This is a genomic window from Frankia sp. CcI49 (genome assembly GCF_001983215.1).
Taxonomy (GTDB): Bacteria; Actinomycetota; Actinomycetes; order Frankiales; family Frankiaceae; genus Parafrankia; species Parafrankia irregularis.
Map to the genome: position 1 here is coordinate 271638 of NZ_MOWP01000008.1, position 22319 is coordinate 293956.

At 69.0% G+C, this 22319-nt stretch carries 15 protein-coding genes; 8 read left to right on the forward strand and 7 right to left on the reverse strand.

Annotated features, from left to right (window positions below):
- Positions 1-85 precede the first annotated feature (85 nt).
- On the forward strand, positions 86-1510 hold the full coding sequence (locus CcI49_RS08645) for a hypothetical protein (RefSeq protein ID WP_158230726.1): 1425 nt from the start codon (positions 86-88) through the stop codon (positions 1508-1510).
- A 208-nt stretch (positions 1511-1718) separates the two neighbouring features.
- Positions 1719-2609: a glycosyltransferase family 2 protein gene (locus CcI49_RS08650; RefSeq protein WP_076825527.1), complete on the forward strand. Its 891-nt coding sequence runs from the start codon at positions 1719-1721 to the stop codon at positions 2607-2609.
- A gap of 362 nt (positions 2610-2971) precedes the next feature.
- On the opposite strand, the gene CcI49_RS08655 is transcribed toward CcI49_RS08650, so the two are convergent.
- From CcI49_RS08655 to CcI49_RS08680, 6 genes are all read right to left on the reverse strand, one after another.
- Positions 2972-4372, reverse strand: coding sequence for a phenylacetate--CoA ligase family protein (locus CcI49_RS08655; protein ID WP_235497945.1), 1401 nt, complete (start codon positions 4370-4372; stop codon positions 2972-2974).
- Positions 4324-5853 carry a DUF362 domain-containing protein gene (locus CcI49_RS08660; RefSeq protein ID WP_083749376.1) on the reverse strand — a complete coding sequence of 510 codons (1530 nt, stop codon included), beginning with the start codon at positions 5851-5853 and terminating at the stop codon, positions 4324-4326. Before CcI49_RS08660 ends, CcI49_RS08655 begins: the two co-directional genes overlap by 49 nt.
- Positions 5846-7822 carry a heparinase II/III family protein gene (locus tag CcI49_RS08665; RefSeq protein ID WP_076825530.1) on the reverse strand — a complete coding sequence of 659 codons (1977 nt, stop codon included), beginning with the start codon at positions 7820-7822 and terminating at the stop codon, positions 5846-5848. Before CcI49_RS08665 ends, CcI49_RS08660 begins: the two co-directional genes overlap by 8 nt.
- Positions 7819-8730 (reverse strand): NAD-dependent epimerase/dehydratase family protein, encoded by a 912-nt coding sequence (locus CcI49_RS08670; protein ID WP_054567012.1) that lies wholly within the window; start codon positions 8728-8730, stop codon positions 7819-7821. Before CcI49_RS08670 ends, CcI49_RS08665 begins: the two co-directional genes overlap by 4 nt.
- Positions 8727-10241, reverse strand: coding sequence for a glycosyltransferase (locus CcI49_RS08675; RefSeq protein ID WP_054567013.1), 1515 nt, complete (start codon positions 10239-10241; stop codon positions 8727-8729). Before CcI49_RS08675 ends, CcI49_RS08670 begins: the two co-directional genes overlap by 4 nt.
- A gap of 102 nt (positions 10242-10343) precedes the next feature.
- Positions 10344-11534, reverse strand: coding sequence for a glycosyltransferase family 4 protein (locus CcI49_RS08680; protein WP_054567014.1), 1191 nt, complete (start codon positions 11532-11534; stop codon positions 10344-10346).
- A gap of 234 nt (positions 11535-11768) precedes the next feature.
- On the opposite strand from CcI49_RS08680, the gene CcI49_RS08685 reads away from it, so the two are divergent.
- The 6 genes from CcI49_RS08685 to CcI49_RS08705 all read left to right on the forward strand — a co-directional run bounded on the left by CcI49_RS08685 (position 11769) and on the right by CcI49_RS08705 (position 21944).
- The gene (locus CcI49_RS08685; RefSeq protein WP_241839967.1) at positions 11769-14225 is read left to right on the forward strand and encodes a bi-domain-containing oxidoreductase; all 2457 of its coding nucleotides are present in this window, start codon (positions 11769-11771) and stop codon (positions 14223-14225) included.
- A gap of 45 nt (positions 14226-14270) precedes the next feature.
- A complete protein-coding gene (locus CcI49_RS41450) occupies positions 14271-14471 on the forward strand; it encodes a hypothetical protein (RefSeq protein WP_054567015.1) in 201 nt (66 codons plus the stop codon).
- Positions 14468-15643, forward strand: coding sequence for a UDP-N-acetylglucosamine 2-epimerase (non-hydrolyzing) (gene wecB / locus CcI49_RS08690; protein ID WP_054567016.1), 1176 nt, complete (start codon positions 14468-14470; stop codon positions 15641-15643). Before CcI49_RS41450 ends, wecB begins: the two co-directional genes overlap by 4 nt.
- A gap of 27 nt (positions 15644-15670) precedes the next feature.
- Entirely contained in the window at positions 15671-17047 is a 1377-nt protein-coding gene (locus CcI49_RS08695; protein ID WP_054567017.1) for a nucleotide sugar dehydrogenase, read from the forward strand.
- 323 nt (positions 17048-17370) lie between these two features.
- Entirely contained in the window at positions 17371-18732 is a 1362-nt protein-coding gene (locus tag CcI49_RS08700) for a glycosyltransferase (RefSeq protein ID WP_054567018.1), read from the forward strand.
- A 428-nt stretch (positions 18733-19160) separates the two neighbouring features.
- Positions 19161-21944, forward strand: coding sequence for an aconitate hydratase (locus tag CcI49_RS08705; protein ID WP_054567285.1), 2784 nt, complete (start codon positions 19161-19163; stop codon positions 21942-21944).
- Here CcI49_RS08705 and CcI49_RS08710 read toward each other — a convergent pair.
- Complete coding sequence (locus CcI49_RS08710) at positions 21920-22315, reverse strand: YkvA family protein (protein ID WP_083473286.1); 396 nt, start codon at positions 22313-22315, stop codon at positions 21920-21922. The genes CcI49_RS08705 and CcI49_RS08710 overlap by 25 nt on opposite strands.
- Positions 22316-22319 lie beyond the last annotated feature (4 nt).

Below are 22319 nucleotides of genomic sequence, written 5' to 3' on the forward strand. Positions count from 1 at the left end.
AATCGGGACGCTTCCGCAGGGACATCGCTCGTCACCGGTGGTTGCCGCTCTCCCCATGACCTGGGCTCCGTTCGCGGCTGCGAGTGTGCTGCTGTTCTCAGCGGAAGGGCTTTGGAGCCTCTCCGAAAACTCCAGGATCGTCCTGCGGTCGGTCGCGCTGACGCTGGAATGTATCAGCGCGATCACGCTGGTGGGCGCGCGCTGCGGCCGAGGCAGCGGCCTCGGCGAGATTCGCCTCGGGCCCTGGTATCTGGCCTGGACCGGCCTGGTCCTCGGGCTGTTGACCACGACATGGACAGCGCCGCAGCTGGGCCTTGTCGCCCAGATCGACCGTGTGAGCGTGCTTGAGGCTCTCAAGGTCGTCAGCATCGCCGTCGTGGTCTGGACAGCGGGATATCTACTGACCCTGGGGCGCGCGGCGACGGCCGTGGCCCGGAGCCTCGGCAGGCTTGCGGCACCGGGTCCTGAGTTCCGCCTGCGCTCACCCGCGGTTCCATGGATTCTGGCGTTCGTTGCCACGGCGGCCCGGCTCGTGCTGCTGGCGCTGGGCCAGTACGGGTACCTGGGCGACGTGTCGAAGCGCGTAAGCGAATCGAGTGCCTTCGCCTATCCGTTGTCGATGGCGGCGAATCTCGGCGTGACCGGCCTGATGATCGCGGTGGCCGACCTGGGCCGCCACGGTGACTCCCGCCGGCGCAGGTGCGTAGCCGTGCTCGCTCTCATCGAGACCGTGTTCGCGTTGATCAGTGGCATGAAAGGGCAGTTCGTTATAACCATCGCGGGCGCCTGCGTCGCCTATGTCGCGGTGCGAAGACGGCTTCCCGTCCGCATGCTCTGCTTGGCCGCAGTTGTCTTTGTCTTTGTGGTGATCCCTTTCAATATGGCATACAGGGGCCTGGTCCGTGGCCCTGACTCGCACCTCGGAACAAGCGCTGCGCTGCGTTCGGCGCCTGACCTGCTGTCAAGAACAGTCAGTGACCGGAAGTCGGACGACGCCGAGTCGGATGGCCCGACGAAGTACATCTCCGGGCGGCTTCGTGGAATTGACAGCATAGCGATCGTGGTTCAGCGGACGCCAGCAATAGTGCCAGACCGTGACATCAAGGACCTCATGCTCGCGCCGATACTCACGGCGATACCACGTGCACTGTGGCCCGATAAGCCGATAGTGGTGGATGGTTACACCTTCAATCAGGAGTACTATGGCACCGACGCGAGCCTGTACACCGCCGCCGCGATCTCACCGATAGCCGACCTCTACCGTTACGGAGGAATTATCGTGGTCGCCGCCGGCATGTTCGTCCTCGGTGGCTTCTGTAGGTTGATCGACGATGCACTGCACCCCTTCTCGGATCCTCGATATGTGGTGATCTTCGTCCCGGTCATGCTGCTGCTCGTCAGTCACGAGAGGCCGTACTCGGATGTCCTCGCAAGTCTCCCGCTCCAGTTCTGTGCGGCACTTGTGGTGAGTCGATTCGCTTTCGGTGGGTTGGCGAGAAAATCTCACTGACGGTCCGCAGGCTGACGACTGCGGCCTGGTTCGGCTCGCACTGGTTCTTCGCGGGCCGGTCGGAGACACGACGAACGGTGCGAAAGCTTGGCGTGAGAGGAAGCTAGACTGGGGCGGGATGTTTCGTCGCTGACCTGGTGTCATTGCGGCCAACTGGCGGGCGGTTCCGCGGAGTGGGCCGACCGTCCTTCAATCCGGAGAATCGATCATGAATGTTGTCGCAGTCATCGTTCACTGGGGCCGGGTCGAGCCGACGGTCGAGCTCGCGACGCAGCTCGACGAGATCTCGCTGGTTTCTCGTGTGATCGTGGTCGCGAACGACGGGAAACCGCGGCCTCAGTCTTTCCTCCCTGGTTCCATGTGGCTCACCCCGGATTCCAACCGCGGATTCGGTGGCGGCTTTATGGCAGGATACGAGGCGGCACCTGATGCGGACATCTATCTTCTCCTCAACAACGATGTCCGGCTCACCGGAAGTACGGTCAGGGAATGCCTGGATGTATTCGCTGATCCGCGTGTGGGAATTGTGGGGCCGACGCAGCTGAACGCCGACGGGATCCACACCGGATGCGGCAGGATGACTCCGGTGGCATCGATTCCGAGGAAGCGGAGGGTCCCGTCGACCGAGATTGATGACGTGGACTGGATCAATGGTGCGATCATGTTCGTCAGGGGGGACTGTCTTCGCCGGGTTCCGATGCCGGTGAAGTACTTCCTGGGATATGAGGACACTGACTACTGCTACCGGGCGAGAGCTGCCGGTTGGCGAGTCGTAGTCAGTCCGGCGCAGGCCTGGCACAGTGGTGGTGGAACGCTTCCTTCAGCTGGATTCTCCTACTATCTCGCGAGGAACAGGCTCTGGTTTGCCCGGTCGCATCGGAATGCCTCGACGGTTGCCCTGACCGGAGCTTGGCTCGCCTTGGCCGTGGCACCCCGCGTCGCTCTCAAAGAGACAGTCTCCCGGCGGTCGTTCGAACATTCAAGAATGATTGTTCACGGAATTCGGGACGGGCTGGCGACGCAACCGAGATCCGACGAACTGATGTCGAACGAGCCTCGTCCGAGGCTCTGGGGGGCCTGGGCCAGCGCTGGAACATGACGGAAGTTCGCCGCGGGGCCTGCGGCGGGAAGAGATGTGGTCGGCCTGCCGGCGGCGGCGGCGTGGCACGCGGCCGTCGACGCCGAGCGCGCGCGGCAGCTCGATCGGCGGGAGCGGCCGGCGCAGCAGCGGCGGAGCGGGGTTGTCACAGTTCCACAACCCGTGGCCAGGGCACCGGTCTCTTGGATGCTCGAACGTAGCCGGACCCGCTCGCGGTCACCGCCCACACCGTGTCGTCAGACCCCGAACGGATCAGCGTCCTTCCAGCATCAAGCCACACCGGGGACCACGCTCAGGCGCTATTGGGCGTGGGTCAGGCCCCGTAGAATGAATACCCACGGGGCCTGACGGAACACTTTCTTCTATGTCGGCTGTGCCGGCATGGCTGAGAAATCAGCCTGACCTGGGCGGTAGCGTTGATCGATCATGAGTATCTTTCCGCGCCGACTCAACAGGTCGTCGGCAGCCGCCACGGTGACCGAGATGACGAGACGGTCACCTACGCGATGTTGAAGCAGGCAGCGCGCTTTCTCAAGCTCCGCGGAATCGGGAACTCGACCCGCCGAGGCCACCCGCAGCTCGACCTCTCCGCGCCGCTCCTGGCGGAACTGGAAGCGATCGAATCGGGCGAAGGCCTCGTCGTGAAAATTGAGCGCCGCGGACGAGATGGGTTCGTCGTGCGTTCCATACACCAGCGACTGGTCCCAGCGGCCTGCCACGTCGCGAAGAACGGCGAAAGGAGAGCCGCATGCGCAGCGCCCTCCCATGAGCCCAGGAGGTGTGAGGGCGCCGCCGTCCTCGGTGTCATAGCGTAGGAGCGGCATGGCGGCGTTCGTCATCCCGCTGCCGATGATCCGGTCATTGATGACCTGGGCCACTCCGTAGGTGGGTGTAACGTGGTAATGGCCGGGAAAGCGTGGGCACTCGGCACCGAAGACGACTTTCTCGCTCTGCCCGTACCAGCGAATCGGCGGTGCGTCGAACACCTCGCGGAACAGGTCCAGTTGCCAGTCGAGGGCGCCTTCGCTGGCAAGAAGCACTGCTCGAAGTCGGGCGAGCTCCGGATGCGGGCCGGTCCGCGCTGCCCAGAGAGCGAACGGGGTTATGGAGGAGGGATACCCCCAGATCGCGACCGGGCGTAGATCACGGATACTGCTGAGCAACTCTGTGAAGGTTGCTTCGGACAGGTGGAACGGCGAAACGGCCATATGGTTGTAGGTTCTCTGATAGATCATTGGGCGACCATGGAAGCCGGTCCCGAGGCTGCTGCCACGGAAGGTTATTTTCGGGTCGTTCAGCCTGACTCCGGCGCGTGACCAGACGTAGGCGATGTGTGCCCATTCCGAAAAGAAGGACGAATATGAGATCCGGAGGTTCAGTGGGCGGCCCCCGGTCCCTCCGGTTGTGACCTGCCGCGCGGGCACCTTCGGATTGGCGAACGCGGCGGACGACCGCCGGACGGTCTCCTTGTCCAGCACCGCCGCCGTCCTGTCGGAGGATCGCAGGTACTCCGGATTCTCCCGGTAGTAGGGCACCGCCGACGCCCATCTGTCGACGAAACGTCGAAGGCGTCTCTCCTGCCATTGAACGACCTCGTTCGGCTCAGCCAGTTCGAGCTGAGCCAGAGTTTTCAGGTGCGCCGTGACCAGCGGGCTGTCGCAAGCGGTACGGAAGGCCGCTGCCGCGACCCGCGAGCGGCCTATTGTGGAGCCTTTCATGGTGAGCCCGATCTGTTGCTGGCTGTCGTCCGAACATCGCCCCACGATAGTTCCACCCTGCCTTTCCAGGCGAAGTGAGGCTCAGCTTGGAGAGTGGCCGTTGGATGAATGTTTCCAATCGGTCCGTTCCAGTCCGTGTCGTCGCCGACGAGTTCAACCTCGCGCCAGTCGCCGTTGGCGAGTGGGAGCCGGTGGCAGCGAAATCCCTGGCGAACGGTTGGCACTCGTTCAGGATCGAAGCCGAACAGCACGGTGACGGCAGCGTCCACGGCGGCCGGTGTCGTCCCGAAGGCGACCAGCCGGCCGGGGAGCGCATCGGGGCTCATCGGCCCGTTGCGATGTCCCGCGATGACGCCGTCCACGAGCACGATGTGCCGAGTGGGTTGTGGGGTTTCCGTCAGAGTCCCGTCCGGACTGCCATAGTGAATAATCTTGTTCAGATCCAGCGACATCCTCCAGACGGTGTCGTTTCCCCACCAGTTTCCGCTCCGGATGGTGGTGTCCCCGTCGCCGAATATCGGAGTGCCGCCGCGGCGCGCGATCCGCAAGGTACGTGTGCCGACTCCGGGCCAGGCGAGCGCGGCGCGCCGCAGGCCCCCGACGACCGCGCGCTCTGCGCGGTGCCGCGCGCTTGGCCGCGGATGCTCGTCTCCGCGGTTTCCCGGCCATCCCTCGGTGTGGTGCGGAAGCCAGTTCTTGTCGGCGTTCACACCGACCAGGTTCTTCATCCCGAGCGTGATGCCGGCCTTTTTGTGGCTTTTCAGCTTGGGCAGATTTATGATCAGGTCCGCCTGCATCACCGTTGCGGACAGCAGATACTCGTGGCGCCCGTCGGTGTGGTGGTGGTTCACCACCCGGGAGTCGTAGTCGGCTCCGTAGTAGCGGCCGGCGCCAGGATGGCCGACGAACTCGCTCCGGTCGCCCAGATCGAAGGCGACGGTACCGGCCGGGTCGCCGGGGAGACGACGTCGCGCTGTCACGACGCCGCCGCGGGTGGTCCATTCCTCCTGGCGTAGATCGAGCAGGTCGACGCTGAACCCCCGCTCCTGGTAGAAGTCGCGCAGCTGATCGAGGCCGAGAGCGGTGACGATGCCGATGAACGAGGAGTCGGTCTGCGGTGCATCGGCGATCACCACCCGGCCGGTGGGCCCGACCGCTCGCAGTGCGTAGTCGGCCGCGGCACGGATGACAGCGCCATGGGTGAGGACCCATTGCCAGCCATCGGGATCCCGAGGGTGGAACTCGCGTACGAGGTTCGGCTTGAGGACCACCGTTCCTCCGGGCCCGACATACTCGCCAAGCGGATTCCACTGTGAGGTATCGACTCCGCCCTTGTCGAGGCCGGCCAGGGCGAGAACCCGTCGAACCGCCGCATAGACATGATTCGGCTCGCGGCTCAGGTGGCCGAAACCGTATTCCGCATAGGCCGTATGCGGAGAGAATGGGGGCGCCGAAGGGTAGGCCGCCTGGCTCGTGCGGGTCAGCGCGACCTGGTAGGGCGACCTGGAAACCGGCGACTCAGACATCGGTGCTCTCCACGGCGGTCAGGCGGGTATGCAGCTCTAGTGGAAGCTCCGCGGTCACTGTGTAGGCGACGACCACGGCTGGGATCTGCCGTTGCCACCCAACCGCGAGCGTGTCCGTCCAGATTCGCCAGCGGCCCAACCTGACTCGCTCGTCCCGGTGCGCGTCGAAACACGTCGTCAGCCGGAAGGGTCCGGGTGCGGTGTTTCGTTCGATTATCACTCCGGCCTCGTCATACTTCGCCTGCCATCCGGCAGCCAGGTGGAACAGCACGTCTACACGGTGGCGATGACCGCCTGCGATTCGGTCAACGACGAGTAGCGAGCTCGGGTCCATCGTCCAGGTCCGGAGATGATCCGGCCGGCCGGTCATCCATCGGTAGCCGTTGTGCATGGCGGTCAGGCTCAGCCGGTCGGCGGCCTCGTCGTGGCGGACCGGGCCAAACGTGACCCTGGCCCGTCGGCCGGCCCGAAACGCACCCCAGACCTCGGTGGAATCGGCTTCGTCCACGACAACCGTGTTGTGCGCCGCGGTCGCGCGTTCGGCGGTGCGGGTCGCACCCGGTGCATAGGTCGAGGTCCCCTTGTCGACCAGCACCGGTGTGCCGTCGTACCAGAGGAGAAAGGACAGGGAATCGGCGTGGGCGTGCGCCGGAAGATCGTCCGGACAGGGCAGGCCGACATCGGCGAGTACCCGCCAGGGCCCGGCGCGCAGGACGGCCAGGCCCGAATCACTGAAGAGGGCGAGACCGGTGCCAGCCGGGCGGTCCGGATTCCGCACGCTGCGCGTTCTGGCCTGGTGCGGAAGCAGAACGCCGACCGCGGCCGGAGGGACGGGGTAGCCGTCGTTCGTCATCGGCACCGTGCCATCCGGTGCCAGGATGTCGTCGAGCCAGCTCCGCATGCGTAGTCGGGCCGCGGTCAGCTCGTCGGGGACCCGCTCGCCGGCCGAGTCGAGCAGGGCTGCCAGATCATCCAGGTCCGCCAGTACCTGGCAGTGATAGGCGGGTGCGCGCTCGACATGGCCGCCGTCGGGCAGTACCTGACGCTCGATCTCGCGAAGCAGATGCGCGGTCCAGCGCTTCCTCGCGGCTGCGTCATCGAACGCGACGGCGATCCCCAGCAGCGCCTTGATGTTCTTCAGAAGATGGTTTCCGCCGACATCGGTCTCCAGGTGCAGGCGCAGGAAAGCTCCGTGTTCGGCGAGGTCGGTGGTCAGTGCGGAAGCGAGTGCGTCGTCGGCGAGTGAGCCGAGCAGCCCGCACCATGACCAGATCCGCAGCGAGACCACGTAGGGCGACCAGGCTGGGCCGCGTCCAAACGTTGTGGCCCGGTGCCAGGAGCGGTGAAGCCGGTCGAACTCCGCCCGGGCCCACTCGCGCTCTGGATGCAGGGCAAACGACCAGGCCCAGTCCCAGTAATGCAGGTGGTACCGCCAGAGCAGCGGCGCGTCGTGCTGGGCCCAGTCGGCCGGTTCGCCGAGGTGGCGGGTGGTCCCCAGCAGGGTGAAGTGCCCATCGGCGAGATCGGTGGCGCGCGGCCACACCTCGCCGAGGCGGGCGTCGAACGGAACGAAGGAAGCCGGCCAACGAGCGTGACCTCCAGATCGCAGGACCGGCCGCGCGAGTGCATCCACGATCCGGCGCGAGGTGATGGGGAAGTACACGGGCATGGCACGTTGCGCGCGGAGACGAACACGCGCGACGGCCTGTTCCGGCCGGAGCAGCGCTACCGTTCGCAGGTATCGACCAGCCAGGTGGGCTCGGCGGGCCATTACGGACCGAGCGGTCGGGGAGGTCGATGAGGTTCCGTCGAGTTCACCCTGATCGGCTTCTTCGCCGATCCCGCCGATCCCGCCGAGCCCATTGAGCCCGTCGAGCCCATTGAGCCCGTCGAGCCGGACGGGTGTCACGGTGCCGCCGGCCCAGGCAGGCCGTTCGTTCGCCACGTCGGAGAAGAAGGAGGCCGTCATCTGCCCGTTCGACCTCTCCTTGCCGCCTTCTGGCTCCGGCAGAGCGCCGCCTCCTGCCGGATGCCGGTGGCGAACGGCCGAGGAGCGAAACCGAGGTCCCGCACGGCATCCGCAATCGAGAACGCCTTGTCCTCGGTCAGCCGGCTGATCTGCTCCCTTTTCAGCCGTGGGCGGGCCGATCGACGTTCGTAGGAGCCGATGAGCGCCGCCACCGGCCTGACCGGGATGGGCAGGCACCTCGGGCGGCGGCCCGCGGCGGCGCCGGCCTGCTCGACGACCTGGCGCAGCGTCAGCGGGGCGGGTCCGGCGGCGTTGTAGGTGCGGCCGATCGTGATGTCGAGCTCGACCGCGCGAACGAGCAGCTCGGCGAGGTCGTCGACGTGTACGGGCTGGTGGAGCTGGTGACCGCCAGCGGGCAGCGGTATGGGCAACATCGGCCAGTGCTGCAGCAGGTTGAGGAGCCGCGCCATGTTGCGGTCGTCCGGCCCTCCGTAGATCATGGTCGGTCGGATGATCGTCCAGTCGAGCCCACTGGTGCGGATCGTGTTCTCGGCGGCCAGCCGCGTCTGCTTCGACGGCGGGTCCAGTGCGGTGAAGATTCCGGTCGTGGAGACGAAGAGGGCGCGGGTGAGGTGAGCCCGCACCGCGGTCTCGACAATCGTGTCGGCGTGCCCGAAGCCGAGTGAGGCGATGTTGAGCAGTGCGTCGGCCTTCGTCTCCGCGAAGGCGCCGCGCAGTGCGGCGGCGTCATCCAGGTCACCCCGGACCACCTTGGCGCCGAGGGCGGTCAGGCGGCCCGCGCCTGACCCGCCTCGAGCGAGGCCGGTGACCTGGTGGCCCGCGGCCAGGGCGTGCCGTACGGTCCGGGATCCGAGGAATCCGCTGCCCCCGACGACGAATAGCCTCATCGCCCGCTCCCTCGTCCGTCCGCATGGTGGGTGACGGGTCGAGGGTTCTCAGGAGCAGGCTGGCGGGGGCGCGGTACTGGTTGGGCGCTGTTGCGCGGCTTTCCCTGGACGGCCGGCCGGTCTGCCGAGGCCGTCGCCGGTAGCTCGTCCTCGGGCCTCGGGCCATCCGGTGCCGGCTGGTGCTGCCCGCCCTCCCGCTGCCCGCCCTCCCGCTGGTCGGGTGGGGGCGGCCCGTGGTGAGGCTGTTCCTCCTGAGGTTGCCCGGCCAGGACCCGCAGGAGTAGGTGACGGTAGCGAGCGGCCAGCGCTGATCGGTCGAAGTGCCGCTCGACATGCTCGCGTGCGGCCAGGCCCATGGCCACGTTGCGGTCCGGATCCGTCGCCAGCTCCAGTACGGCGCCGGCGAGGGCCTCCGGGTTCTCCGGCGAGACGACCACGGCGCCGGCGTCGGTCAGGATGCGGGCTGCCTCGCCGCGTACCGAGCCGATCAGCGGGCGGCCCGCGGCCAGCAGCTCGAACATCTTTGACGGGATGAAGGTCTCGAACAGTGGTACGTCCCGCAGCGGAACCAGGCAGATGTCGGCGGAGGCGACCAGCGCGGCCATGTCCGAGCGGGGGACCGCGGGCGCAAGGGTGGTGTTCGTGAGGCCGAGCCGCCTGATGTGCTCGGTGAGCCGCCGCTTGTCGGCGCCCTCGCCCACGAAGGCGAATCGGATCGAGGGAGTTTCCTCGGCCAGCAGCGCGGCGGCGTCGGCGACGGAGGTCAGGCCCTGCGAGATGCCGTGTGCGCCGACGTAGAGCACGAGCGTGTCGGCGGGCCCGGCTCCCAGCTGGGCCCGTACCTCCGCGGACGCGGGTTCGTCCGGCCTGAATCGATCGAGGTCGACGCCGTTCGGGATCACGTGCACCTTCTCCGCGGGTATGCCCCGGCGGATGATGTCCTCTCGGAAGCCTTCGGTAACGGTGACAACGGCGTCCGCGGCCCGGTAGGCGGCCAGCTCCAGCTTTTCCAGAACCGCGATGACCCTGCGGTTCGTGATCAGACCCAACTGAACGAAGATCGCCGGCCACAGGTCGCGTATCTCGACCACCAGCCGCGCGCGCCGCAGCCGCGCCAGGACCCAGGCCGAGCCGAGAGCGAAGAAGGTGGGCGAGGAAACGACCACGACGTCAACGGGGCCAGCGGCCCGGCCGCCCAGCAGCACCGACGTCACCATGAACGACAGGTGGCTGAGGGTCTTGCGCAGCACGCCTTCGTTCGGGGTCGCATAGAGCCAGGTGCGGACCACCCGGTATCCGTCGGTGTGCTCGATCCGCCTGAGTGCCCCACGGTAACCGGGGGGCACCACACCGGTCGGATGGTTCGGCATGCCGGTCAGCACGGTGACGTCGAGGCCGGCGGCGGCCCAGGCCCGCGCTGTCTCCGACAGGCGTGCCTGGGGGGCGCCCACCTCGGGGGGGAAGTAGTGGGTAACGAGCAGTACCCGCGGGGGACCAGCGCCACGCCTCACGACATCGACCTCTTCTGGGGAACCCGGCGATCGGACCGCGCCTTGTCGCTATTAGTAGTCAACTGTATTCGCATGGTTGTCGAATAACTTGGATTGCTGTCGTCACCGGGTGTCGGCCGGGTCGGGTACCCGGGCCGGCCGGCTGGGTTCAGCCCGATCAGGGGTGAGCTGTGGGCTGTCGCCCTGTCGTTGGTGCGGCAGGACGAGCTCCCGGGAGCCACCCCCTGGATGGGCGGGATCGGCAGGAGCCGGCCGCTCGGCGCATCCCCGTGCATGGGCCAGTGTGATCAGCCGAGGTGCGTTCAGATAACCCACGACCAGCACGAGCAGCGCGAGGTCGGCCGTCACCCGGATGCCCGGGTCACCCCGTGCGGCCAGCAGTCCCAGGCCTGAGCTCGCCGCGACGAGGCTGGCGACCGTGACCGTGACCCGGGTGTGCGTCCAGCCCACGTCGGTGAGCCGCTGGTAGGTGTGGGTGCGGTGGGGCAGGTACCAGCGCTCGCCCCGTAGTACCCGGCGCACCAGCGTGGCGCCGGTGTCGGCGAGGTACAGCAGCAGCGGCGCCAGCACCGCCTCCACCGGGATGCCGGACAGGATGCCCTGCAACGCGAGCACAGCGAGGCTGGTGCCGAGGGTGTAGCTGCCGACGTCACCCAGAAAGATCCGCGCGCGGGGGAAGTTGAACGGCGCGAAGCCGATCGCCGACCCGACCAGAACGGTTCCGCCCGCGGCCAGCGCCGACGCCTCGTACAGATGTCCCACCACGATGAGGCTGCCGCCGGCGACGGCGGCCTGCGCGGACGAGATGCCGTTGACCCCATCCATGAAGTTGAACGCGTTGACGAAACCGGTAATCCACAGTGGGCCGATCAGCGCGGCGGCGGACACCGCCACCACGGGTGGGATCGGCGCGGCGTCGAGGGACACGCTGGTGAGAAGCACGGCCGACACCACCAGGCCGGCGAGCAGTTGCAGTGCCAGGCGGCGCAGCGGGGAGATGCCGCCCGCGTCTGCACCCACATCCTCGGCGAGACCGACGAGACCGAACAGTGTCACCCCGACGATCATCGGGAGCAGGCCGGGGGAGTCGCCGTGACCGCTGGTGACCTGGAGCACCACCACGCCCGCGAAGATGCCGAGGGCTACGGCGATGCCGCCGCCCCGAGGGGTCGGCACCCGGTGCGAGGAGCGTTCGTTGACGTCGTCGATGGCGGCCAGGCGCCGCATCGCGCTGACCACGACCGGCATGGCGACGACGGTTACCAGTAGTGCCGCCGCACCCGCTGCGATCATGTCACTCCTTACGGCTCGGCTCGGCAGGCGATGACCCGCGTGGGGCATGCTGGCGTCGCGGCTGCGGCTTGCTCACAGGTTGGTGACACTCCAACGGCACGACAGGCCGCTGTTCGTGGCTGAATGTAAGTCATCAACTACCCTCTGTCGCATGACGCGAGTGCGAGTGTCTGACCGGTCGCGGCGCCGCGGCTCTTCGGCCCGACGGGTCCCAGCGACAGGCCGGGATCTCCGGTGAGGCAGGTGGTCCAGGCCGCGGGCGGTGGGGAGGTCCGGGTCGTCGAGACCCCGATCCCGTCCATCGAGGCGACCGAGGTCCTCGTGGAGACGACCGCCACCATCGTGTCCGCCGGCACCGAGCGGGCGGTGACCACGCTCGCCCGGTCGGGGCTGCTGGCCAAGGCACGGGCACGCCCCGACCTGGTCCGCCGGGTGGCGGAGAAGGCCCGAGCGGACGGCATCGGCGAGGCGGTCCGCTCGGTCCGCGACCGCCTCGCCTCCGAGCTGCCACTCGGTTACAGCGGGGCCGGCCGCGCGATCCGCGTCGGTGACGCCGTCGAGGGCATCCGGCCCGGCGACCTGGTGGCCACCGGCGGTGCCGGATGGGCCAACCATGCCGAGTTCCAGGCGGTGCCCGGGCTGTTGTGCGCGCGGGTGCCGGCCGGGGTCCCCGACGCGGACGCCGCCTTCACGACCATCGCCGCGATCGCGCTCCACGGGCTCCGGTTGGCCGAGGTCGGCCCGGGAGCCAAGGTGGTCGTCGTCGGACTGGGCCTCATCGGCCAGCTCGCCTCCCGTATCGCGCTGGCCAGCGGATGTGACGTGGCCGGCGTCGACCTCGCGGACCTGCCGCTGCAGACCGCTGCCGCGACCGGCGTGCGGGCCTTGCGGGAGTCCGGCGAGGCGACCACGGCCGCAGTGCGGCAGTGGAGCCGCGGGCGCGGGGCGGACGCGGTGCTGATCTGCGCGGCGGGCCGGTCCGGTGATCCGGTGATGCGTGCGACGGAGTTCGCCCGCGACCGGGCGCAGCTTGTCGTCGTCGGGGACGTCCCGTTGGGGCTGGCGCGCGCGCCGTTCTACGAGAAGGAGCTCGTCCTTCGCTTCGCGCGTTCCTACGGACCCGGTCGGTACGAGCGTGGCTACGAGGAATGGGGTGTGGACTACCCGGCTGGCCAGGTCCGCTGGACGGAGGGCCGCAACCAGGAAGCGGTGCTCGACCTGCTCGCCGCCGGCCGGCTGTCCGTGGCCGACCTGGTCACCCACGCCTTTCCGCTTGAGCGGGCCCCGGCGGCCTATGACCTGGTGGCGACGCGACGGGAGCCGTACCTGGCCATCCGGTTCGACTACCCGCGCCGCACCGGGCCGGTGGAAGACGCCGAGGCGGCGGACGACGGTCCGCCCGCGGAAAGTGCCACATCGACCGAGTACTCCCTGGCGGGGAAGGCCCGGCAGGTCGGCTACCCGCGACCGGTGGCACGTGGGGCTGGTTCACCTGGGCGCCGCGGTGATCGGATCGGCTGGATCGGTGCGGGGAACTTCTCCAGCTCGGTGCTGCTGCCGGCCTTCAGAGCCGCCGGTTTCGACCGTTTCACCAGTGTCGCTTCGGCGAGTGGGCGATCAGCTCGCGCCTTCGCCGACCGGCATGGCTTCCAGGGGGCCGCGGCTGGGGTTGAGGAACTGCTCGATGACGACGACATCGATGTCGTGGTGATCGCGACACCGCACTCGACGCACGCCCGGCTGGCGGCGGCGGCCCTCGAACGGGGCCGGCATGTGTGGTGCGAGAAACCGTTGGCCCTCGACCTGGCCGAGCTCGAGATGGTCGAGCGGGCGGCGGACGTGGGCGGCGGGGTCCTGATGGTGGGCCTCAACCGTCGGTTCTCCCCGGCGGTCGTCGCGGCCCGTCGGCGGCTGGCGGAGCGGGACGGCCCGTTGAGCCTGATCTACCGGGTCGCCGCCGGTCCCGTACCCGCCGACCACTGGTATGGCGACCGGGTCGAGGGCGGCCGGCTTCTCGGCGAGGTCTGCCATTTCATCGACACCTGCGTGGCGCTGGCAGGTAGTCGGGTCGAGACGGCGACAGCCGTGCCCGGCCGCGGTGGCGAGGTGCTGCTTGCCGAGGACCTGGCTGTGACCATGCGGCATGTCGACGGCACCCTGTCGACCGTCGCGTACAGCTCCGCCCGGCCCCGGGCCTGCCGGAAGGAGCTGGTCGAGGCTCTCGCCGGCAGGAGCCACCTGCGAATCGACGACTTCCGGGAGCTGGTGATCGATGGTGTCTCGGAGTGGAAAGGCGCGCAGGACAAGGGGCATCGGGCCGCGGTCGGCGCGTTCCTGCGGATGTGCCGCGGCGGCGCGACGGACGTGACGGCGGAACTGATCGCGTCGTCCCGGGCAACGCTCGCCGCCGCCGCGAGCCTCGGCRCCAGCCTCCCACAGCCGACAGGCTCTCCGCGGTCGGTGGCAACGGCGACGGTGCCGGTGGTGGCGACGGCGACGGCGACGGCAACGGCGCCGGTGGCGGTGGCGAAGGAGCCGGCTGGCATCGACCTCGCGGATGCTCGCCGTGCGGGGACGGAGCAGGTGGGCCAGCCAGCGGTGCCGGCAGCGCGGGGGGTGGGCGCGGACAGCGTGCCGCCGGAGGGCCAGGCCTCTCCCGTGCTGCGAGAAGAAGGCGAGCCAACCCGCTGACCGAGGGTCAGTCGAGGTCGACTGCAGACAGGGAGGAGGACGAACGTGCCTCGCGCACTGATTACGGGAATCACCGGCCAGGACGGCTCGTACCCGGTTGAGATGATGGTCGACGCCGACCTCGCCGCCGAGCGGGCCGAAGCGCCGGGCGTGCCCGGCCCGCCGGGTGCTCCGGATGTGCTGGGCGTGCCGGCGGTGCGCCGGGCGCCGGAACGGCTGGGCCGCGACGGGACGGCCACGCCATGACCACGGCCGCGCCACACGCGGTCGTCGTGGCCGGGGCCCGGCCGAACTTCATCAAGGTGAAGCCCGTGCTCGACGCGCTGACGGCTGACGGCGTCCGCACCACCCTCGTGCACACGGGGCAGCACTACGACGACGCGATGAGCGGTGTCTTCTTCACCGATCTCGGTCTGCGCCCACCGGATCACCACCTGGAGGCCGGCTCCGGGTCCCATGCCGTGCAGACGGCTGCGGTGATGACCGCCTTCGAGCCGTTGCTGATGCGACTGGCCCCCGATGTGGTGGTCGTCGTCGGGGACGTGAACTCGACACTCGCCTGTGCGCTGGTCGCGGCGAAGGCGGGAATCGCGGTGGCGCACGTCGAGGCCGGCCTGCGCAGCGGCGACCGGGCGATGCCGGAGGAGATCAATCGGATCGTCACCGACCGGCTGTCGAACCTGCTGTTCGCGCCCAGTCCCGAGGGGGTGGCGCACCTGCTCGCGGAGGGCGCGCCACCGGAGTCGGTGCATCTGGTCGGCAATGTCATGGTCGACACGCTGCTGGCGTGCCGGGAGCGGGCCCGTGCTCGGCCCATGCTCGCCGAGCTGGGCTTGCACTCGGGTGGGTATGGCCTGGTGACCCTGCACCGGCCGAGCAATGTCGACGACCCCGCGGTGCTCGACGGCCTGGTCGCGGCACTGGGGGAGATCGCCGGCCGATGCCCGCTGGTGTTCCCCGTCCACCCACGTACCGCCGACCGCCTCGCCGGTCGGCTCCCGGCTGGTCTACGGATACTCGGGCCGGTGGGGTACCTCGACTGCCTCGCGTTGCAGATGGGAGCGCGACTGGTCCTCACCGACTCGGGCGGGGTGCAGGAGGAGTCGACGGTTCTCGGAGTTCCGTGCCTGACGTTGCGGGACAACACCGAACGTCCGATCACTGTCACCGAGGGGACCAACCGGGTGGTGGGCCGTTCCCCGGATGCGGTGGTCGCCGCGGCGCTCGAATGGCTGGAGCGGCCGCCTCCGCCGCGTTGTCCGGAGCTGTGGGATGGGCGTGCCGGTCAACGGATCTCCGCCGTGCTGGTCCGGACTTTCGCCGGCGGCGTCGGGAAAGGCCCGCGCGACGGAGTTTGGGAACCCCCGAGGCCCCGAGTGATAACGGAACGTGACACGAACTTGCCGATGCGTAGCTGAGAGTGGTTATGGCGCCACACTGGGCCCATGACTTCAACGGGAAAGCTGGTAGTTGTCGGCCAGGGGTATGTCGGTCTCCCGCTCGCGATGCGCGCGGTGGAGGTCGGCTGGCGGGTGGTGGGCGTCGACGTCGACATCAGTAGGGTCAAACGACTTGTGGTTGGCGAGTCCTATGTCGAGGACATCGCTGACGGTCAGCTGGCAGCGGCGCTCGCCTCTGGCAGGTACGAGGCGACGACCGACTACGCCGCGGCGGCGGCCTTCGATGTCGCGGTCGTCACCGTGCCCACCCCGCTGCGGGAGGGCGTACCTGACCTCAGTTTCGTGACGGACGCGGCGCGGAGCCTGGCGCCCTTCGTGAGACCCGGGTCGACCGTGGTGCTGGAGTCAACCACCTACCCGGGCACGACCGAGGAACTGTTCGGGCCGTTGCTGGAAGAGCTGTCCGGTCTCACGGCCGGCACCGACTTCCGGCTTGGCTACTCCCCGGAACGTATCGATCCGGGGAACAAGGTCTGGCGGCTGGAGAACACTCCGAAAGTCGTTTCCGGTGTCGACGAGGCCTCGCTCAGGGCCGTGACCGCCTTCTACGACTCGCTGGTGGACAGCACCGTTCCGGTGGCCTCGACGAGGACCGCGGAACTCACCAAGCTCCTGGAAAACACCTTCCGTCATGTCAACATCGCTCTGGTCAACGAGCTCGCCATGTTTGCGCACGAGCTCGGCGCGGACGTCTGGGCGGCGATCGACGCCGCCTCCACCAAACCTTTCGGCTTCATGCCGTTCCGGCCGGGTCCCGGCGTCGGAGGTCATTGTCTTCCGATCGACCCGTCCTACCTGTCATGGCGCGTCCGGTCGCGGCTCGGTCGCAGCTTCAGGTTTGTCGAACTGGCCAACGATATCAATCACCACATGCCGGACCATGTGGTGAGCAGGGTGTCCGAGATACTTGGCCGACGAGGATGTTCTGTGCGGGGAAGTCGTATTCTGCTGCTGGGGCTCGCCTACAAGAGGAACACCGGGGACTCGCGGGAGTCGCCAGCGGCCCGGGTGGCGGCGCTGCTGGCTGATCGCGGAGCGGAGGTCTTTGCGGCGGACCCGCACGTCGATCCCGCGCGGGTTCCGGGGCGGATCGAGCTGGTCGATGCCGACGAGGAGCAGACGGCGGCAGCGGACCTGGTTGTCGTGCTGGTCGATCACGACGCGTTCCGGCGCGACATCGTGTTGAGCCACGCCCGGGCCGTGCTGGACACCCGCCACTGGCTGCAGCCGTCCGCGGGGTCGGCGGCGGTGCCGACCGCAGCGACCGCAGCGGCCGGCGGGGGTGCTCTGAGCGGCTCGGCGAGAGCGTTCGTTCCCGCGCAGCGCTCCGCGCCGGGGCGGGCCATGGTCGAGTCCATGTGACGCCGCGCTGGGACCGTACGCCGCCACCCGACCTGGGGTCCGCGGCCGAGCGGTCACCCGTCGGCCTGGCCCGAATCGCAGGTTCGGCGCGGGGCGTCGCGCGGGCGACGCCCCGCCTTTTCGTCTCACGTTGCCGAGTGTCATAACTCTGTGTAGTAGAACTCTCTCTGTAGGTTGGCGAAGGTTGCCAGATGTCCTGGCCGAGTGCTGAGCGTCCACATCCGAGTTTGGAGGGTGGTCATCGTTGCGGCAGCGGGGCGGATATCGGTGACGAACGGGCCAAGGGCATACGAAGCGGCGGCGGACCGGCAGGTGGCATGCGCATGGGTGGCAGGGGCACGGGTGGCGCTCGGACCGATCGATGGCCTGCGGGCGCCGACCGGTCCGGCGGGCCGGTGAAGGTCGACGGGCTCGCGGTGGTCGACGGGCCGAGTGTCGTCGACGGGCCGGCACGCGAGGCGGGGGACGCGCGCGGCGCGGCGGCCGGCGACCGGTTGCTCCCCCCGCCGGCCGGGCAGGTGAGCCCGGCTCCCGCCCCGTCCAGCCGTGCCAACCCGGTGACGGTGCTCGAGGTGCTGCCGAGGATGGACCTGGCCGGTGAGACGATCCGTGCCGTCAACCTGCTGCGACGATTGGACCCGGCCGAGTTCCGGCTGCTGTTCTGCGTCACCTCGGGGGCGCCCGGATCGCTGGACGAGGAGATCCGGTCGCTCGGGGGCGAGGTGTACTACTGCCGCGCGGATCCGAGCTTTCCGTTCGCGTTCCACCGGCTGCTGCGCCGGGTCCGGCCCGACATCGTCCACTCCGGGGTGGCGACGTTCTCGGGGGTGGTGCTGACGGTTGCCCGGGCCGCCGGTGTGCGCCGCCGGGTGGCTCACTTCTTCACCAGTACGGATCGCCGTGGCGACAGCGTCCGCGGCCGGCTCCAGCGGGCGCTGGGCCGGGTCCTGCTGGATGCGTTCGCCACCGATCTGATCGCGGTCAGCGAGGCGGCCATGCGTGGCCTCTGGCGCGAGTCCTGGCGGCTGGATCCCCGGTGCCGGGTCATCTACAACGGCGTCGAGCTCGAGCCCTTCGGGGTGGCCATCGCCGGCCAGCGGCCGATGCCCTCCCTGCCGGAGCTCGACGAGCTGGGGGACGTCGCACCGCCGCCGCTGACGGTCCTGCACATCGCCCGCCCGGATCCGGTGAAGAACCGGTCGCGCGCGATCGAGATCGTCGCGGCGATGTGCACCCGCGGGCTCGACGTGCGGCTGCGGTTCGTGGGCCGGCAGAGCCCGGAGGAGACCGAGCGGCTGATGACCCTCGCCAGCGGCCTGGGGGTGTCGGACCGGGTCGAGTTCCTCGGCGAGCGGGGCGATGTGCCCAAGCTCCTGGTGAACTCGTCGCTGCTGCTGGTGACGTCGCTGCACGAGGGGCTACCGAGCGTCGTGCTCGAGGCGTGCGCGGTCGGTACCCCGGTGCTGTCGTCGGATCTGCCGGGTGTCGCGGAGATCGCCCGGGTGCTGCCCGGGATCACCATGCTTCCGCTGGGAACGCCGAACGAGATCTGGGCCAGTACCGCCGCGGACCTGGCGGTCGTGCCGCCGACGCTGGACGAGCGTCGGGAAGCGATGCGCCGGCTGCGGCGATCTCCGTTCACGATGGAGAACTGGCAGCGCGACATCACGGCCGTGTGGTCGTAACCGCGGCCTGCTCCGGCACGGCCCGTCCAAGGTGGGTCCGGCCTGGGTGGGACATCCCACCTTCCGGCGTCATGGCCAGCGGGCCACGCACCCCCCGTCGTCGTGATCCCGGCCGTCTCGTCCGGCCTGACCAGGGGGCATGCGGTACACGTCCGGACGGACCACCTGATATTTGTAGCCTCTGCGAGGGAAAAACGGCGTGGACCGCCGGGACCGGGGGCACGTGCCCGGGAGGCGGCGGTCACAGCCACGTCGAGCCCTGTGGGAATGTGACCAACGGCTCTCGGCGTCGCCGTCACCCCTGACAGTGCCAGGATGGGACGAGTGGACGACCGTGGCGAACTCAGGGTCGGCCACAGCGATCGGCGCTTGTGTCGAACCTTCCCGCTGACCAGAAGCGGGGAGGTGACGAGGAGGAGACGAAGGCCATGGACAGCTTCGGCAGCACCGGCAGACTCGCGGTAGGTGATCGCACCTACACGATCAGGCGGTTGGACGCGGTGCCCGGGGCGGACCGCCTGCCGTACAGCCTCCGTGTTCTGCTCGAGAACCTGCTGCGTACCGAGGACGGCGCGAACATCACCGCCGACCATGTACGTGCGCTCGCCAACTGGGACCCGGCGGCGGAGCCGAGCCAGGAGATCCAGTTCACCCCGGCGCGGGTCATCATGCAGGACTTCACCGGTGTCCCCTGTGTGGTCGACCTCGCCGCGATGCGGGAGGCGATGGTCGCGCTCGGCGGCGACTCGTCGAAGATCAACCCGCTGGCGCCGGCCGAGATGGTGATCGACCACTCGATCATCGCCGACCACTTCGGGCGGCCGGACGCGTTCGAGCTGAACGCGACCCTGGAGTTCGAGCGCAACCGCGAGCGCTACCAGTTCCTGCGCTGGGGCCAGGCCGCGTTCGACAACTTCACCGTGGTGCCGCCGAACACCGGCATCGTGCACCAGGTCAACGTCGAGCACCTCGCCCGGGTCGTCTTCACGAAGGAGACCGCCGAGGGCACGCTGGCCTACCCCGACACCCTCGTCGGGACGGACAGCCACACCACGATGGTCAACGGCCTCGGCGTGCTCGGCTGGGGCGTCGGCGGCATCGAGGCCGAGGCGGCGATGCTCGGCCAGCCGGTCAGCATGCTGATCCCGACCGTCGTCGGCTTCAAGCTCACCGGCGAGCTCCCGCCGGGCACCACCGCCACCGACATGGTGCTCACCATCACCGAGCAGCTCCGCAAGCACGGCGTGGTCGGCCGGTTCGTCGAGTTCTACGGCGAGGGCGTGGCGAACGTCCCGCTGGCGAACCGCACCACCATCGGCAACATGAGCCCCGAGTACGGCTCCACCTGCGCGATCTTCCCGATCGACGCCGAGACCCTGTCCTACCTGCGGCTCACCGGCCGCCCGGACGAGCTCGTCGCGCTGGTTGAGGCCTACGCCAAGGAGCAGGGCCTGTGGCACGACCCGAGCCACGAGGCCGACTACACCACCACTCTTGAGCTGGACCTTTCGACTGTGGTCCCCTCCCTCGCCGGCCCGAAGCGCCCGCAGGACAGGGTGCCGCTGTCGACGGCGAAGCCGGCCTTCCGCAAGGCGCTCGGCACCTACGCCGGTGTCACGGAGCTGGTCAACGGCGGCGTGGACGAGGCCGACGCCGAGTCCTTCCCCGCCTCCGACCCGGCCGCGCCGTTCGCGGACAAGCCGTCCGACGCGCCGGTCTCGGTCAACGCGGTCGCCGGTGACGTCAGCGGCCGTCCGTCGAAGCCGACGCGGGTGACCCTGGCCGACGGCACCACCTTCGAGATCGACCATGGCGCGGTCGCCATCGCCGCGATCACCTCCTGCACCAACACCTCGAACCCGCAGGTCATGCTGGGTGCGGCGCTGCTCGCGCGGAACGCGGTGGAGAAGGGCCTGACCCGCAAGCCGTGGGTGAAGACCACCTTGGCTCCCGGTTCCAAGGTGGTCATGGATTACTACGAGCGCGCGGGCCTCGTCCCTTACCTGGAGAAGGTCGGATTCAACCTGGTGGGCTACGGCTGCACCACCTGCATCGGCAACTCGGGCCCGCTCGCCGACGAGATCTCGGCCGAGATCAACAAGGCGGACCTGGCGGTCGTCAGCGTGCTGTCGGGCAACCGGAACTTCGAGGGCCGGATCAGCCCGGACATCAAGATGAACTACCTGGCCTCCCCGCCGCTGGTGGTCGCCTACGCGCTGGCCGGCACGATGGACATCAACCTCGACACCGACCCGCTGGGCACCGACACCGCCGGCGAGCCGGTCTACCTGCGTGACATCTGGCCGAGCGAGGCCGAGGTCGCCGAGGTCGTGGCCAGCTCGATCGCGTCCGAGATGTTCTCGGGTGGCTACGCCGACCTCTCCGGCGACGCCCGCTGGCAGGCGCTGCCCATCGGTGACGGCGGCGAGGTCTCGCAGACCTTCGGCTGGGTGGAGGACTCCACCTACGTGCGCCACCCACCGTACTTCGAGGGGATGTCCGCCAAGCCGACGCCGCGCACCGACATCGTCGGCGCCCGGGTGCTGGCCTACCTGGGGGACTCGGTCACCACCGACCACATCTCCCCGGCCAGCTCCATCAAGAAGGACTCCCCGGCGGGGCGGTATCTCACCGAGCACGGGGTGGCCCCGTCCGACTTCAACTCCTACGGGTCGCGGCGCGGCAACCACGAGGTGATGATCCGGGGGACCTTCGCCAACATCCGGCTGCGCAACAAGCTGGTGCCCGGCGTCGAGGGTGGCGTCACCCGCCACCTGCCCGACGGCGAGCAGGTGGCGATCTACGACGCGGCGCAGAAGTACGCGGCCGAGAACGTCCCGCTGGTGGTGCTCGCGGGCAAGGAGTACGGTTCCGGCTCCTCGCGTGACTGGGCCGCGAAGGGCACGGCCCTGCTCGGCGTGCGGGCGGTCATCGCCGAGTCCTACGAGCGGATCCACCGGTCGAACCTGATCGGGATGGGCGTGCTGCCGCTGCAGTTCCCGGTCGGCGAGTCGGCCGAGTCGCTCGGGCTCACCGGTGAGGAGACCTTCACCATCACGGGCCTGGCCACCATCGACGAGAAGACCCCCACCATCACCGTCCAGGCGGGGGACAAGTCGTTCGAGGCCGTGGTCCGGATCGACACCCCCGGTGAGGCGGAGTACTACCGCCACGGCGGCATCCTGCTTTACGTCCTGCGCTCCCTGATCTGATCCTGGGTCGGAATCGGAGTAGGAGTCGAGGTCGGGGTTCGTCCGGGATGGCCTCCCGAGGCCTTCCGGGCGGACCCCGCCGCAGTGCTCCCCGCCGCGGTGCTCCTCGCGCCGACGAGCCTGCGCAGGTACAGCGCTGCTGCGATGATCACTGTGAGGTCGTCGACCAGGCCGACCGGCCCGAGCGGAACCTCCGGCACGGCGTCCACCGGCGAGATGACGTAGAGCAGGCTGGCGATCGTCGTGGCCACGGCGTGCAACGGCAGCCGGTAGCGCCGCAGCAGGTACCAGGCGCCACCGGCCAGCAGCACGCCGGCCACGGCGATCACGCCGAGGATCACCACCAGGGCGGTGCCGAGATCGTCGCTCATAGTG